This window comes from Bartonella sp. TT29SHDZB, from assembly GCF_042193395.1.
Classification (GTDB): Bacteria; Pseudomonadota; Alphaproteobacteria; order Rhizobiales; family Rhizobiaceae; genus Bartonella.
This window is the reverse complement of sequence record NZ_JBHILQ010000003.1, coordinates 25,499-41,634: the sequence shown is the minus strand read 5'-3', so window position 1 is coordinate 41,634 and position 16,136 is coordinate 25,499. Positions and strand designations below refer to the sequence as shown.

Annotated in this window: 13 protein-coding genes; 4 read left to right on the top strand and 9 right to left on the bottom strand. The window is 34.4% G+C overall.

Translation table 11 applies throughout. From position 1 onward, the window contains the following. Nucleotides 1-104 precede the first annotated feature (104 nt). Together lipB and parE are read left to right on the top strand one after the other, a co-directional pair. Nucleotides 105-842 carry a lipoyl(octanoyl) transferase LipB gene (gene lipB / locus ACFIJJ_RS02585; protein WP_375622362.1) on the top strand — a complete coding sequence of 246 codons (738 nt, stop codon included), beginning with the start codon at nucleotides 105-107 and terminating at the stop codon, nucleotides 840-842. 81 nt (nucleotides 843-923) lie between these two features. Next, nucleotides 924-2,990 carry a DNA topoisomerase IV subunit B gene (gene parE / locus ACFIJJ_RS02580; protein WP_375622361.1) on the top strand — a complete coding sequence of 689 codons (2,067 nt, stop codon included), beginning with the start codon at nucleotides 924-926 and terminating at the stop codon, nucleotides 2,988-2,990. Nucleotides 2,991-3,007: 17 nt separating this feature from the next. Here the strand turns inward: parE and recJ are convergent, their stop codons facing one another. Then, a complete protein-coding gene (recJ, locus tag ACFIJJ_RS02575; RefSeq protein WP_375645816.1) occupies nucleotides 3,008-4,792 on the bottom strand; it encodes a single-stranded-DNA-specific exonuclease RecJ in 1,785 nt (594 codons plus the stop codon). 294 nt (nucleotides 4,793-5,086) lie between these two features. On the opposite strand from recJ, the gene rplM reads away from it, so the two are divergent. Then, on the top strand, nucleotides 5,087-5,551 hold the full coding sequence (gene rplM / locus ACFIJJ_RS02570; RefSeq protein WP_375642563.1) for a 50S ribosomal protein L13: 465 nt from the start codon (nucleotides 5,087-5,089) through the stop codon (nucleotides 5,549-5,551). 2 nt (nucleotides 5,552-5,553) lie between these two features. Then, nucleotides 5,554-6,039 carry a 30S ribosomal protein S9 gene (rpsI, locus tag ACFIJJ_RS02565; RefSeq protein WP_015856545.1) on the top strand — a complete coding sequence of 162 codons (486 nt, stop codon included), beginning with the start codon at nucleotides 5,554-5,556 and terminating at the stop codon, nucleotides 6,037-6,039. 303 nt (nucleotides 6,040-6,342) lie between these two features. Here the strand turns inward: rpsI and ACFIJJ_RS02560 are convergent, their stop codons facing one another. The 8 genes from ACFIJJ_RS02560 to ACFIJJ_RS02525 form a co-directional block, all read right to left on the bottom strand. Beyond that, nucleotides 6,343-6,708, bottom strand: a complete 366-nt coding sequence (locus ACFIJJ_RS02560; protein ID WP_273724078.1) for a response regulator — start codon at nucleotides 6,706-6,708, stop codon at nucleotides 6,343-6,345. A gap of 536 nt (nucleotides 6,709-7,244) precedes the next feature. Next, nucleotides 7,245-7,601 (bottom strand): hypothetical protein, encoded by a 357-nt coding sequence (locus ACFIJJ_RS02555; protein ID WP_375622359.1) that lies wholly within the window; start codon nucleotides 7,599-7,601, stop codon nucleotides 7,245-7,247. Between the two features lie 912 nt (nucleotides 7,602-8,513). After that, entirely contained in the window at nucleotides 8,514-8,873 is a 360-nt protein-coding gene (locus ACFIJJ_RS02550; RefSeq protein WP_375645815.1) for a hypothetical protein, read from the bottom strand. A gap of 2,844 nt (nucleotides 8,874-11,717) precedes the next feature. Next, the gene (locus ACFIJJ_RS02545) at nucleotides 11,718-12,506 is read right to left on the bottom strand and encodes an ABC-2 family transporter protein (RefSeq protein WP_273791430.1); all 789 of its coding nucleotides are present in this window, start codon (nucleotides 12,504-12,506) and stop codon (nucleotides 11,718-11,720) included. Continuing rightward, nucleotides 12,490-13,107: an ABC-2 family transporter protein gene (locus tag ACFIJJ_RS02540; RefSeq protein ID WP_375645813.1), complete on the bottom strand. Its 618-nt coding sequence runs from the start codon at nucleotides 13,105-13,107 to the stop codon at nucleotides 12,490-12,492. The genes ACFIJJ_RS02545 and ACFIJJ_RS02540 overlap by 17 nt, the downstream gene beginning before the upstream one ends. Continuing rightward, entirely contained in the window at nucleotides 13,104-13,313 is a 210-nt protein-coding gene (locus ACFIJJ_RS02535) for a hypothetical protein (RefSeq protein ID WP_375645812.1), read from the bottom strand. Before ACFIJJ_RS02535 ends, ACFIJJ_RS02540 begins: the two co-directional genes overlap by 4 nt. Beyond that, nucleotides 13,288-14,307 carry an ATP-binding cassette domain-containing protein gene (locus ACFIJJ_RS02530; protein ID WP_375622356.1) on the bottom strand — a complete coding sequence of 340 codons (1,020 nt, stop codon included), beginning with the start codon at nucleotides 14,305-14,307 and terminating at the stop codon, nucleotides 13,288-13,290. Before ACFIJJ_RS02530 ends, ACFIJJ_RS02535 begins: the two co-directional genes overlap by 26 nt. 794 nt (nucleotides 14,308-15,101) lie before the next feature. Continuing rightward, complete coding sequence (locus tag ACFIJJ_RS02525) at nucleotides 15,102-16,085, bottom strand: RluA family pseudouridine synthase (RefSeq protein WP_375622355.1); 984 nt, start codon at nucleotides 16,083-16,085, stop codon at nucleotides 15,102-15,104. Nucleotides 16,086-16,136: the final 51 nt, after the last annotated feature.

Here is a 16,136-nt window from a genome sequence, read left to right as displayed (position 1 = left end):
AAATTTATGAACGTATTCTCTTTTATTCAACAATTCTATACCTTACTCTGTAATCACTTTTATTGATTACAATACAAACTCAAACATCAAGATAAATATTACCAATGACATTTGAATTGAAACATACAGATCGTAATCACTTATCACATCATTTTAATGCAATTCTAGGCAATCCACCCGTTGAATGGAAGATAAGTGATCATCTAGTTGAGTATCCTGAAGCTCTGCGTTATATGCAAGAACGTGTAGAAAAAATTCTTGCAAAAACCGCGCATGAACAAGTTTGGCTTCTTGAACACCCTTCCCTTTATACAGCGGGAACGAGTGCAAATAAAAAAGATCTTTTGGCGCCTAATTTATTCCCTGTTTATGAAGCAGGACGTGGAGGTGAATTTACATATCACGGTCCAGGACAGCGTATTGCTTATATCATGCTTGATCTTAAACGCCGGAAACAAGACATTCGTGCTTTCATTAGTGCATTAGAAGAATGGATCATACAGATGCTTGCCAACTTTAATATTAAAGGCGAACGCAGAGAAGATCGCGTTGGTGTCTGGGTTAAACAGTCTCATTGCCCATCAAAACAAAATGATCTTTCTTCCGAAGATAAAATTGCAGCTATTGGCATTCGAGTGCGCAAATGGATAAGTTTTCATGGAGTTTCTATCAATGTTAATCCTAATTTAGCCCATTATTCAGGAATTGTTCCTTGTGGAATTACAAACCACGGTGTAACAAGCTTTCTTGATCTAGGTTGCCCTGTAACAATGCATGATATTGATATTGCTCTCAAACACGCTTTTGAAAAAATTTTTGGTCCAACAATCGATGTTTCCTAAGTGCATTGATTTTTAAATAAAAAACAGGCATAAAATTATTTTAATAAATATTTGATTTTATGAGGTGGATAGTTAAACGCTATGAGCGATAACAAAAAGGATCTTTTTAGTGTTTTAAATAAAGCCCAATCTCGGGTAAATACAAAAGAAAACACTCTGCAGTCTCCAATGAAATCAAACGCGATGATTTCAAGAAAAAGTGCAAAAGATACGCAAGAAGATGACTATAATGCCCTCTCTATTCGAGTTCTTGAGGGTTTAGAGCCGGTACGTTTACGCCCTGGAATGTATATTGGTGGAACAGACAGTAAAGCACTTCATCATTTATTTGCCGAAATTATTGATAACGCGATGGATGAAGCTGTTGCGGGTTATGCAGATTCTATTGAGGTCTCATTAGATAGGAACGGTTATATAACCGTTACAGATAATGGACGCGGTATTCCTGTTGAAAATCATCCTCAAATGCCTGAGAAATCGACTCTTGAAGTTATTATGACACAACTCCACTCTGGGGGAAAATTTGATGGAAAAGCTTATCAAACTGCTGGTGGACTTCATGGAGTAGGAATTTCTGTCGTCAATGCTCTTTCTGATGATATGGAAGTTGAAGTTGCCCGAGAACGAAAACTGTACCGCCAACGTTTCTCACGCGGTATTCCTCAATCTGGATTGGAAGATCTGGGAGATGTTTATAATCGTCGTGGTACGCGCGTTCGTTTTCATCCTGATCATGAAATTTTTGGTGAAAAAGCAGCTTTTGACCCAGAAAAAATCTATAAGATGACATGCTCCAAAGCCTATCTTTTTGGTGGCGTAAAAATTCGCTGGTCTTGTGATCCCGTCATACTTGAAGGCGCAAAAAATATTCCTGAAAAAGCTGTTTTTCATTTTCCCGATGGGCTTAAAGACTATTTACTTGCGTCACTAAAAGATGAATATCGAGTAACGTCAGAAATTTTTTCTGGCAAAACACAACACAATAATGGCCATGGCTCCGTTGAGTGGGCTATCGCTTGGCATGGTGGTGATTCTTGTGTGCAATCTTACTGCAATACGATTCCTACAGGAGAAGGCGGAACACATGAAATAGGATTACGTCAAGCTCTTTTGCGTGGATTGAAATCCTACGCTGAGTTAATAGGAAACAAGCGCGCAGCGATTATTACGTCTGACGATATTATGATTTCAACAGCCGCAATACTTTCAGTCTTTATCAGTAACCCTGAATTTGTTGGACAAACAAAAGATCGATTAGCAACCATTGAAGCACAGCGTATCGTTGAGAATGCAATCCGCGATCCTTTTGATCATTGGTTAGCAAATTCCCCACAAGAAGCAACTAAACTTCTCGATTGGGTTATCGACCGTGCTGAAGAACGTGTTAGACGACGCCAAGATAGAGAAATAAGTCGAAAAACTGCTGTCCGTAAATTACGTCTGCCCGGTAAACTTGCAGATTGTAGCCAGAACCATGCTTTGGGTGCTGAACTATTCATTGTTGAAGGGGATTCTGCAGGAGGATCTGCTAAACAAGCAAGAAATAGAGCAAACCAAGCAATTTTACCTCTTCGTGGTAAAATCTTAAATGTCGCCAGTGCTGCACATGAAAAAATGAACTCAAGCCAAACAATTAGCGATCTTATCCTTGCTCTTGGATGTGGAACACGCTCCAAGTATCGTGAAAAAGATCTCAGATATGAACGTATTATCATCATGACAGATGCTGATGTTGATGGTGCTCATATTGCGTCACTGCTCATTACCTTCTTCTTTCAAGAAATGCCTGACCTTATTCATCAGGGACATTTATATCTTGCCGTCCCTCCCCTTTATAGAATATCGCAAGGAGGAAAAGTTGCTTATGCTCGTGACGACATTCATAAGGATGAATTGCTCAAAACTGAATTTACTGGAAAAGCTAAAATCGAAATCGGGCGTTTTAAAGGGCTAGGTGAAATGCGCGCAGAACAACTTAAAGAAACGACTATGCATCCTCAAAAACGTACATTGCTTCGTGTTTCTATTGATGCCGTGGAAATGCAAGAAACGAAAAAGACTGTAGAAAGTCTCATGGGAACAAAACCAGAAGCACGATTTCGTTTCATACAAGAAAATTCTACTTTTGCTTCTAATCTTGACATCTAATGTAAAAAATATCCCTTTCAAACCACTGCGGCTGCGTCAATCACGCGCAGTTGCGGATTGATCATTCCATTCCAATAATTCAAACTAAGATGACCAGCTAAATGAATCATTTCACCAATATTTTCAAAAAGAAAATCACCAAGTGATGTCCCTACAGCACGAAAAGCTATTCCTTGCAGTTTTTTTCCTTCAACATTAGAGACAACGAGGCGAAGATGCCCTTTACCAACTTCAGATAGATTCACCAGTCGATGAGAGGGAAGAACAAAAACAGGTGTTGCATTCCCTGCCCCAAATGGCCCTGCTTTTTCAAGCAATTCAAACAGCGCTTCATTAACACCAGAAGCAGAAAGAGAACCATCTATACTAAGAGATTTTTTTGCACGCAACTGTGAAACCATTAAAGAAACTTTTTCTTCTAGCCATTTTCGAAAAATTTCAATTTTTGTTGATTGAATTGTAATTCCTGCTGCCATACTATGTCCCCCTCCTTTTTCTAATAAATTGAGTGTAACAGCTTCACGAACGAGTGCTCCTAAATCTATACCATTAATTGAGCGTCCCGACCCTACGCCATTTCCATCTTCTTTCAAAGCAATAGCAAAAACAGGGCAAAAAAAACGCTCTTTGAGACGGGAAGCAAGAATACCAATAATTCCCGGATGCCATTCTTTATGTGAAATGACAAGCGATAATGGTATTTCTTGATCTTGATAAAGAGAAGTAATGTAAGATTCCGCTTGTGCTAATTGAATGTTCTCCATTTCTTGGCGTTCTTGATTAAGCCGATCTAACTGTTCTGCTATTCTGTCCGCTTCATCTTTATTCTCACAGCTAAGCAAACGTGCTCCCAAAGCTTGATCACCAATGCGCCCTCCTGCATTAATTCTAGGACCTAACAAAAAACCTAAATGAAAACTATTAAGCGGCTCCCCTATTCGTGCAACCTTTGTTAAAGCTGTTATTCCTAGATTATGCATAGAACGAGCAACTTGAAGCCCTTTTATCACAAAAGCACGGTTAACCCCCTGTAATGGAACGACATCACATATGGTTGCCAATGCAACAAGATCAAGCATACTTAAAAGATCAGGCAGCTGCCCTTGGAATTGTTTTTTCCGCAGCAAATGATGAACCCAAGCTAACGTAACAAAAACAACACCCGCTGCACATAAATGCCCCTGTTTAGAAAAATCATCAGGGCGATTAGGATTGACCAGAGCAACAGCTTCTTGATGAATCTCTGACATTTGATGATGATCTAAAATCACCACATCAGCACCAGCAAGCCTCGCTGCTTTTACGGCATCTGGACTGTTTGCGCCACAATCAACAGTGATAATTAACTGGGCGCCTTCTTGCACAAGCATCCTCATTGCTTGTTCATTCGGACCATAGCCTTCAACAATACGATCAGGAATATAAATTTTGACTTCAATACCAAAATAACGAAAAAAACGCGCTATCAGTGCCGATGAACAAGCACCATCAACATCATAATCACCAAACACAGCAACCTGCTCTTGATCGAGAAGAGCCTTAACAATGCGCTCTGCTGCGCATTGCATATCTCTAAAACTTTCTGGATCAGGCATAAGCGTACGCAATGTTGGATTAATAAAATCAACAGCCTCCGATTCATCCACATCTCTTGCTGAAAGTACTCGAGCTAACTGATCTGGAAAGCCAAATTTTTGAGAAATAGCGCGCGCATTATTTATCCCTTGAACATCAAGGGCATCTAACCAAGCTTGACCACAAGCAGAAGATTCAACATTGAGAAAATAACGAGGCCACTGCATTATTGTTTATTTTATAATGAAGAACGATAAAATACAATCATGTGTTAAAGATAAAATAGTCTTTTGCAACATTCATTTTAAGTTTAAATGGTCCACAAACTTCTTTTCATATGGTATTATAATACCCCTCTCATAACATGCTGTTTTATAAAGTTTTTATTTTCTCTTGACGTCAATCAAAAGACATTATATCAGAGCAAGTAGTATGCGTTAAATATTTCGCTATGGTAACAATTTTCAACGCAAAACAGTAAAAATTCCCTTATATAAAGGGTTCTAATAAAGGATACTTCTATGGCAACTTTTTCACAAAAGCCAACTGAAGTGGTGAAAAAATGGGTTATTATTGACGCAGAAAACCTTGTTTTAGGTCGTCTTGCCACATTTGTTGCGAACCGCTTACGTGGCAAACATAAAGCTACATTTACTCCACATGTTGATGATGGTGACAACGTTATTGTCATTAATGCAGATAAAATAGCTCTCACTGGCAAAAAATATACGGATAAAAAATATTATTGGCATACCGGCTATATCGGTGGAATCAAACAACGTACAGCACGTCAACTTCTTGAGGGGCGTTTTCCTGAACGCGTTATTGAAAAAGCGGTAGAACGTATGATTCCTCGTGGGCCTCTTGGTCGCCGTCAATTGAAGAATCTACGTGTTTACGCTGGAAGCCAACATCCACATGAAGCACAACAGCCTGAATCTCTTGACATTGGTGCTTTAAACCGCAAAAACAAAAGGATTGCTTGATTATGGCTGAAATTAATTCTCTTTCTGAGCTTAGCATAGTAACAAGTATTACAGAAACACATGAAAATGTTGTTCCTGTTCATGTGCAAAAGCTTGATTCACAAGGACGTGCTTACGCAACAGGAAAGCGTAAAGACGCTGTTGCACGTGTATGGATTAAACCAGGTTCTGGAAAAATCACGATCAACAATAAGGAATTCGACAAATATTTTGCTCGTCCTGTTCTTAGAATGATTCTTCGTCAACCAATTGTTGCAACAAATAGGGATACCCAGTTTGATATTATTGCAACCGTTGCAGGCGGTGGTCTTTCCGGACAAGCCGGTGCAGTGCGCCATGGCATTTCCAAAGCTTTAACCTATTACGAACCAGAACTTCGCTCAATCTTGAAAAAAGGTGGGTTTCTTACCCGCGATAGCCGTGTTGTTGAACGTAAAAAATACGGTAAAGCAAAAGCCCGTCGTTCTTTCCAATTCTCAAAGCGTTAATTTCAATTTTTGTACAATGCATAAAGCCTCGAACAAAAACGGGGCTTTTTTAAACTGCTAAAACAAACGTTTCGTAGAGACAAATTTACATCTGTTAGAAGAAAACAAGAATGCAAAACAACCGCATCTCCTTAGACAAGGACTAAAAAGTAGATCAAAAAATTCAAAACCTCAGTTTCAATTTTTTAAATTTATTTTGCTAATAGGCATATCCACCTGCTAAAGCACAAAAATATTTGCACGATAACTTTAGCAATCTTATAAATTTTTCAATGTTTTTTTCTATCATCACTTAACAAAGCTTTAATCCAAGAAGTGCTTTACCATTGTGATAAAATGCGGAACAGAAATAGGCTTTGACATATATTCTTCACATCCACTGGCACGAATTCTCTCCTCATCGCCTTTCATAGCAAAAGCTGTTACAGCAACAACGGGGATTGATCGAAGTTCTTCATCTTCTTTTAATTGTTTAATAACATCTATTCCAGAGACCTCTGGCAACTGGATATCCACAAGGATAAGAGATGGCATTGATGAACGCGCTAAATCTAATGCCATAAGACCATTACGCGTTTCAACAGTTTCATAACCACTCGCTTCTACAAGATCACGGAATAACTTCATATTAAGCTCATTATCTTCCACGATCATGACTTTTTTTGACATTAGTATAACTTCCACCCTTCTTAGACAAAATAGAAATGAATCTACATTCTATTTGCTTAAGATAAAATGATAAAAAAAATTGTAAACCACAAAGAGATTAAAAGCTTCCAATAAAAGCATTTTTTGCAAATATTTATAAAACGCATCGCTATACTTTTTCAGTTCATCAGCACAAAATCCACAATAACCATAAGTATTGTATTGCCCTATATTTTTTCAGTGAATAAGCACCGTTTATGAATATCTCAATTAAAGCATATACATTTTCATCATAGAAAAAATATCAAATACAAACTCAGCTCAAATGCATATTTTGAAGAGAAAAAATTTAATTAACTTTAAAAAGCAGCTGATTATTTAAATTTAATACCCCTATGCTGCCATCCCCCCAACAATATCTTAATGATATTAAAGGATAAATTTACCAATATTATTAAAAGTAAAAATAAATAAACCGTGATTAAACCTCACGGTTTATTTAATATACAACATTCAATAACAGAACAATTCAAAATTTATCAAGGAAATATCTTTTACTACAAAGCCCATACACTTCGAACAAAAGCAGTGAATGTTCTTTCACCTACGCTTTTGCCAGGATCCGGTGGCTGTCTAGTAAAGAAATATACAAGATATGCGATGAAACCAAAAATCGCCCCCTCCAGCCCCATTAAAGCCGCAACTTTGTGGACATTTTTTTCAGTACTTGGTCTTCCAAATTGGTTAATAATCATATCAACAGCTTTAATAACTCTATTTTCCTGTGACATTATAGAAATAAAACCAGCATTTTGAAATCTATCATTTAAAGAATCAGCATTGACTCTTAAAACCTGTGAAAAGAAAATAACTACTGCAACAACACATAACATACAATTTTTAAATATTTCCATTATATAACACCTATTACAATATTTAATAAAATAATTTTTTACTGTATATTCTAAAAAAACATCACATCATCTATCGATAATGTGTTTTTATCTTCTAAGAATAATAATATAACAAAAAATTTTTAATTATTATTTTGTATTATATTATATATAAAATATATACGTTACGTGTTTATTTTAGTATTGTCAATTGTTTTATTTGTATTTTATATTGTGTAAGTTAATGGTAAAAATATATTAAGATGAAATTATTTTATTATTTTTATTATAAATTTAGCTTTATTATCATAACTATTATTATGATTTTATAATATATAAATATGTTGTTTTTAGTTGCATGTAATGTTTTTATTTTTTTATAATATAGTAAAATAAATAATTTATATAAAATAATTTTTCCTTATTGTATATTGAGAGGAAATAGCTAACCTAGTAAAAATGTAGCTCTTTGGTTAGAAAAGCTAAAGGAGATAAGATAAGAGATAATATTGATGAAAAAGCCAACTTTAATCCATAAAGCCATTAAAAATTTCAACGATTTTACAACAATTCGTTTCTACAGAATCACGGAATAACCTCAGTTTAAGCTCTTTATCTTCCACGATCATGACTTTTTGATATTATTAATAGTGCTTCACGCTTTCAAAATAAAATAGAGAAATAGATAATGAATACACATTCTCTCTAACCAAAATAAGAGAATGATAAAAAGTGCAAACCTCAAAAAGACTATATTATGCCCAATAAAGTATTTCTGTAATAATATTAAAAAAGAGTCCAAGCTACAAAATTAAAGCTTAATGGGCATATTAATAAATATAAAAATAGCTAAACCGTGATTTGAAATCACGGTTTATTAATTGTGAAAGATTCAAAAACAAAATAATTTAAAGTTTATCCAATCAACATTTTTTAAGTAAGAGCCCATGCACTTCGAGCAAAAGCATCGAATGCTTTTTCACCTGCGCTTTTTCTAGGATCCGGTGGCTGTCTAGTAAAGAAATATACAAGATATGCGATTAAACCAAAAATCGCTGGCTCCATTCCTATCAAACCAGCCACCTTTTGGACATCTTTTTCTCTGCTTTGTTCCGAAAATTGACTAATAATCGCCTTAACAGTTTTAATAACTCTATCCTTTTGTTCCATTACAGAAATAAAATCAGCGTTTTGAGATCTACCATTTAAAGAATTGGCATTGACTCCTAAAACCTGTGAAAAGAAAATAGCTACTGCAACAACACACGATATACAATGTTTAAATATTTTCATTATAATAACCTATTACAATATTTAATAAAACCTTACTCTCTAAACAGAACACATTACATCATTATCGATGTTTCATATTTTCCTATGAGAAGAGAATGGATAAATATAATACAAAAATAATTGTCATTTTGTATTATTGTTTTGTCTTTTTCATATTTAATTTATTTTGTCAATTATTCTGTTTTTGTTTTTTTTAAAACTGACTGATTAGGTGATAAGATTGTATTTACAATAATACGATTATAATATTGTTTAAATTGTATTTTTCTTCAAAAAGATTGATTTTTTTAATCACAACATTTTTAAATCACAACATAAAAAATATTACTAAATTGTTTTTACACATAATGGATTTTATGTTGTTAGCATACAGTAAGCAATTTTTTTCTTATTGTATGTTGAGAGGAAATAGCTAACCGAGTAAAAATGTAACTCTTTGATTAGAAAAGCTAAAGGAGATAAGATAAGAGATAATATTGATGAAAAGACCAACTTTAATCCATAAAGCCATTAAAAATTTCAACGATTTTACAACAATTCGTTTCTACAGAATCACGGAATAACCTCAGTTTAAGCTCTTTATCTTCCACGATCATGACTTTTTGATATGCTTCACGCTTTCAAAATAAAATAGAGAAATAGATAATGAATACACATTCTCTCTCTAACCAAGGTTAAAAAGATAAAAAATGCAAACCATAAAGAAACAAAATAACACCTAATAAAAGCATTTTTTGCAAATATTTGTAATGCTCAGCATTATGTTTTTCAGTTTGTCAAAATGAACTCCACAATAATCGTAAAATTATATTATTCTATATTTTTAAGTGGATATGTAAAATTCATAAGTATCTAATGAATCTCAATAAATTAACTCAAATACGCATTTTGAAGAGAAAAACTTACGTAACTTTGATATGCATAGATTTTTTTATCTGTAAACAGTCAGTAGTTCATATACCCAATCAGAAATTTATTCTTGTGATCTTATATTGTCTCAAAACGCTTTTTGTTATACATCAATACAAGCGATGCAATAACAAATCAAAATAAAACTTACTTACGTAATTTTAAACAAAACTTTAGAATGGACCACACATGTTGTTAATGCATTGTTAAATGCAAAAAAGTTTTCAATCTTTTCAATCTCGATATCAAAAATCACATTATTTTCATCACTGATAATCATAAATATATGATCTTTATAAGTTATTTTACAACATCAAATTAAAGCATTATTTTGGTTTATTGAAAAAGAAGCTGTCTGGATTTCTCTTTATTTTTTAGCCAAATTTAAAAACATAATTTTATTAATAACATATCTCATAATCTTTATAAAAAGATACTTAAATAAAGAATGCTATAAAAAATAAAATGACTATTATTGATGTTTTTTATAAAATCAGTTTTAATACTCTCTTTAGAAGCATAATATAATTTAAATAAATTTATTATCCATAAAACTTAAAATTTATGAAATAAAATATATAGAATTATAAATAATATACCATTAAAAGATATTCTAATAATATTCTTAGACACATTTTTCATTAACATATCTACTTTTATTAACATATCTACAAAATTGTTATGATTTTAGAGATACATTGCAGATATTCTATAAATTACCGTACACAATTATAAAAATGATGCACAACTCTAAAGGCCCCCCTCCTAGAGCACCATTTATAGTGCTGCCTACTGCCTTCTCTTAGTGTAGCCCCCTCCGCAGCAGCAGCTACGATTAACAGGAACTATACCATCTATTTTCTATTGCAACTGCACCCGCTATACTTACGATTTCTCCAAGCACAGCACCTCCAACTGTCCCAACAAGCGCCACTATCATTACTCCTGTTTGTCCTGTAGATTTTATTGTATCCCAATAATAACCCGAAGGACGACATGAATTACCTGAAGCACGTGATGAGCTTGAACTCTCCTTTTTCTTTTATAGAAAAACGCATCATATCGATACAATTAAATTTGATTATTACGCGTTTTAGACAATTGTCAAACCTAATTTTAAATTAAAATAAAATAAAAACACCGTACAAAAAAATAATATTCGCAAATACTATTAAAATATAACACATTAATTTTTCTTTCTCTTAACAAAATCATAAATTAAAATGAGTTTTCATAAGAAAAATTAAGAGCCTTCTCTTGATTTACTCGCACAACAAAAAAATATATTTATTACGTTATTGAAATTAATCTTTTTGCTATCGTTTTACAGCTACTTGACTTGGTGAATACTTTTATTTTTCAAGCAATTATTGATGGGATTTTGCCTACTCAGCATGCTGAAAATCTCTATGTGATCGTTATCTTAATAATTACTATCATGTTGTTTCGCACAGCTCTTAGCTTTCTATTGAGCAACTTAAAAGCTTTATTCTATCAATTTTCTTATTGTTTAAGCAAAAACTCATCCACGTAATAATATATTGAATGCACCAACAAAATCCGCACGAATAACCACATTCTACACATATAAAAATTACCCACTTTTGACAATTTTTTAGCACTATAACCGAAAAAGAACACATCTGGCTCGTATTATGAATGATACTAAATTGTATGCCATCTTACCATTGGCTTTTGTCATCAAGCTGCCATCTAAAATCGAACAGTTTAAACCTCTAATTTCTGTTTCACGCTCCTTGCCAGTAACCGTGGGAATGCGGCCTATATTATTGTTCAATCTTATCTAACAATAAAAAAATCCTCATGTGAAAATTCTACATGCCTTATATCGCCAGAATAAATAACGATAATTTATGGTACAATAGAATTATTCACTCAATTTTTTTTATTTTTATAATCATGCTGACTTTCATCTCATCCCCCTAATCCATTAAATTTACGCATTGTTTTCTTATAACTTATGAAAGTCATGACCATGGAAAGAAAAGCGCTCAACAGAAGATATCCAATATTCCATTCGCCTTTACCAAGCAACAATGACACAGGCAAGGAAGCAGAAAAAGCCATAGGAAGCATAAACAAAAGCCATTTTACGATGCTTAAAGGATAAATTCCTATTGGTACAAATGAAAGCTCGTAAATCATTTCATGAAAATATTCGACAGGCATCTTACGGCTAATAATAAATGTTACAAAATTAAACATCATGAAAAAACAAATATTGACAATAAAAACACAAAATATTGCAACAATAAAAGAGATCCATCTTAGCTTAAGATCGGATATATTCGGTAATGATACAAATAAATAGGCACTAACATAAAGAACAAAGAGCTTGATCAGATTAAGAGGTTTACACCAACCAAATAACATCAACAACCAGATTGAAACGGGCTTTATCAAGTATGGTTCAATTTTACCATCCGCTACTTTTTCAAAAAACGTTTCAATAGAATTAGTAAAAATATTCAAAAATATTCCAAGTAAAACAAAGACAACAAAGATAAAATGGATTTCATCTCTGCTATAGTTACCGATCTTTCCTGAAAAAGAAGATATTCTATCAATAAATATGAATTGAATAAAATAATAGCATAGAGAAAGAATAAACTCCCCAGCCAAATTCTTACCATAAACAATCTGTCGGCGGATATTCAAACTGATAAAATGAAGGATTATTTTCATCTCAACCACCCGCTCCATTATATGCTTTCATCCCTTTATTCCAAGCAATATGAATTAAGCATAAAAAACACAAAATATAAGTAAAACTTCCGAAAATAAACTGCTGAAACAACGCTAAATTTTGCGTCGCGAAAAACTCGGCAGGAGCGGATATCATGAAACGATAAGGATTAAATTGCATAAGCGGAATAAGCCACACCGGCCAAAAAGATGGTGGTAAAAGAACACCCCCAAGAAGCGCTGAACTGAGAATACTGAAAGAGAGTAATATATTGTACTCAATCACCCAAAAGCTTAATAAGGCAATTCCAAAAGAGAGTAAAAAACAAAGCAATTGTGATAGAATAACAACCAGAAAAAAGAACAGAAAAGCGATGACCAATTCCAGAATATTTTCATAGGATAAAACAAGCTTAACAACAAAAAGAGCCAATAACGGGATGCTATATAATACACTCTCCCCTAAAAAAGTAAAAAGCATTTGTGTCATATAACTAAAGGGCTTTGTAAGATATACTTCTAATTGACCTTCTTTAACATGATGAGAGAAAAACTTAATCACATTATAACCATTATTTAAGCGACCTAGGACTAAAGCAAAAGCATAATAATACATCATATCATAAAAGCTAAAGCCATTGATGGTGTTGCCGTATCAGAGAAAAGTGCATTCCATAATAGAAGTTGAATAACAAATGGCGAAAGTGTCCCAATGATAATATCGGTAAAAAACATTGCTCTATCACTTAGAACAGTGAGTAATCCATTCTTGGCAAAAAGAAACATACCAAAGCAGTGGTTAGATAAATTCTTTAAATTTAACACGGAGCATCTCTTCAAGCGAGGGAGTGGATACAGAGAACGTACAGTTCAATTCGGTTGTAATTTCGCGTACAAAACGCGCAAAATCCTCACGGGGCAGCGAAACCTCCAGCGAGCATTCTTCAGCGTTAAAGTGCTTATCTTTTAAAGGAGTAGATAATTTCAACGCAATCTCATCAATTTTTTCTACAACAGCTGAAGGTGCAGCCATGTGTTCACAAAAAAGTGTCATTCTCACCAAAGAAGGAATGACATTTTTAAGCGCATGAAGATTACCATGAAACTGTTTCTTTCCTTTATGCAAAAGAATAATATCATCGACGTATCCATCAATATCTCCCATATCATGACTTGTAATGATATACCCAGTGCCACGCTCCTTTTTCAGTTTTTTAAGAAGCTCCCTGATTTCATGCTTAGATGTAATATCAAGACCAATACTTGGCTCATCGAGAAACAACAGTTTAGGTCTAAAGGAGAGATTAAATGCCAATTCACTTTTCACTCTCTCACCCAGACTAAGCATCCGCACTGGCTTATCCATAATATGCTCAAGACCCAGCAACTCAGCGATCTCTTTAAGATCACGGGTAAAAGAGGAGCGTTCAAGACCATATAATGGTTGAACCATATCCAGACTGTAGCGTAAGGGCAAATCCCACCATAAACAATTCTTGTGACCAAAGACCACACCCAAAGACTTGAACAGATTTTTCTTCGCTTTATAAGGATCAACACCAAGGACTTTAACACATCCCTCATCAGCGTATTGTATACCAGAAAGTATTTTAATCAGTGTCGATTTACCCGCTCCGTTAGGGCCAAGAATTGCTAACGATTGCCCTGAAAAGAGGGTGAAACTCATATCTTTTAACACATGATGATTTGTATAAACCGGCTTGAAGAGAGAAAACACCTTGTTTTTAAAACCAATTCCTCTGTCAATGTTGCGATATATTTTTGAGACGTTATTAACGTCAATCAATAATGATCCCATCAGTCACTCCTAATTTCAATTTATCCCCCTTTTGAATGTTCCCATAATAAATATCTGTTTTGTTCACTAGAAAAAACAAAAGTGTTCAAGCCCTCCCTAGAGCAATAAAACGCGCCTGACGTTTTATCTCCAATTTTTTGTCTAGATATTTTTTCAATGTGATGAGTTCACTTCAATGAAGCATTAAGATACTAAAAACTTATTTCTTCTTTTATGAAAGATAGTCTTTTGGATCAACTAAGTAAGTAGAAAAATAATTGCTCATTGAAAGGAGAACTTTGCTAAGAAGGCTTCATTGTGTAAGCAAAGATACAAAGCATAAATCTATACTATAAGCATATCAAACCACATTGATAATAAAACAAACTTCCTTGACAACAGGAATTTTTTGAGAGGTTACTTTTCCTCAGCATTACTATAAAACGCCTCCATTATTCCCCATAAAAAAACTAAAATCGCTTTCTCTATTTTAGTAAATATCTTTCAGATTTTATCTAACTCATCTCCCTCAACAGACACGCCTTCCCAATATGACCTCTATAGATAATTCAAAGGAGCAGCTTCATAAACTCAGATTATTAAACGATACACCATATCCAAAAAATAACAATACAATCAATATGGATAAAGAGCTGTAGAAAGAAAGCCATGATATTCGAAAATTTCATCACTCAAAAACATAATTTTCTCATAGCGATTGACTTATCAAAAACTTTCTTCAAATGATGCCCTATTCATCTTATCAAATTTATAGACAAAATTTGTATCAATCAAAAAGAACAAATGAAGTTTGTTTAGTCGGTTTCAGCATCACTCTCATTAAAAGACAAAAGATTAAAACTTTGAACCATATGAGGTGGTAAAGGTGCAACAATGTCCAATATTCCTCCTGAAGGATGAGGAATACGAATACGACGTGCATGAAGATGAAGACGATTTTGAATTCCTCCTGGTAATGTCCAATTACTATCAGAAAAAAAATACTTTGTATCGCCAATGATAGGATGATCCATATGGGCAGCATGCACACGAAGCTGATGTGTTCTCCCAGTATAGGGTTCCATTTCAAGCCACGAAAGAGTCCGCCCTCGCGTATCTAAAACGCGATAGTAGGAAACCGCATGATGTGAATCTGGCTCCCCATGTTCACAAACACGCATTTTGTCACCTTGTGCAGTCATTTCCTTAACCATCCACGTTGAAATTTTGTCCTGCTTTTTTTTAGGCACACCCCGAACCAACGCCCAATAAGTCTTTTTTGTTTCTCGCGCTCTAAAAGCAGCTGTTAAGGACTGAGCAGCTCCCCTTGATCGCGCAACAATAAGCACCCCCGACGTCTCACGATCAAGACGATGAACCAAACGTGGCTTTTCACCTTTTTTATTGCGCCATACCTCAAGCATACTATCCATATGACGTGTTAAACCAGAGCCTCCTTGTACAGCCAACCCAGCTGGTTTATTAAAAACAAATACCTTTGGGTCTTCATAAAGCAGCATTTTTTTCAAAACGGTTCCATCATCCTGCCCACGGAGGGTTTTATCCGTTATTGGAAGACTTTCTTTGTCATCAATAGGGAGAGGTGGAATACGAACAGACTGCCCTATACAAAGACGCGTATCGGCTTTAACACGTCCACCATCAACCCGTATCTGACCAGAACGCAACAATTTTTGCAAAATTCCAAACCCAAGTCCTGGATAATGCACTTTAAACCAGCGATCTAAGCGCATTCCATTTTCATCTGCCTCAACTTTTTTTATTTCTACGCCTGCCATAAAAGTTCCCTTGCCTGATGTCTATTTTTGCGCCTTTATAAACACAAAAAT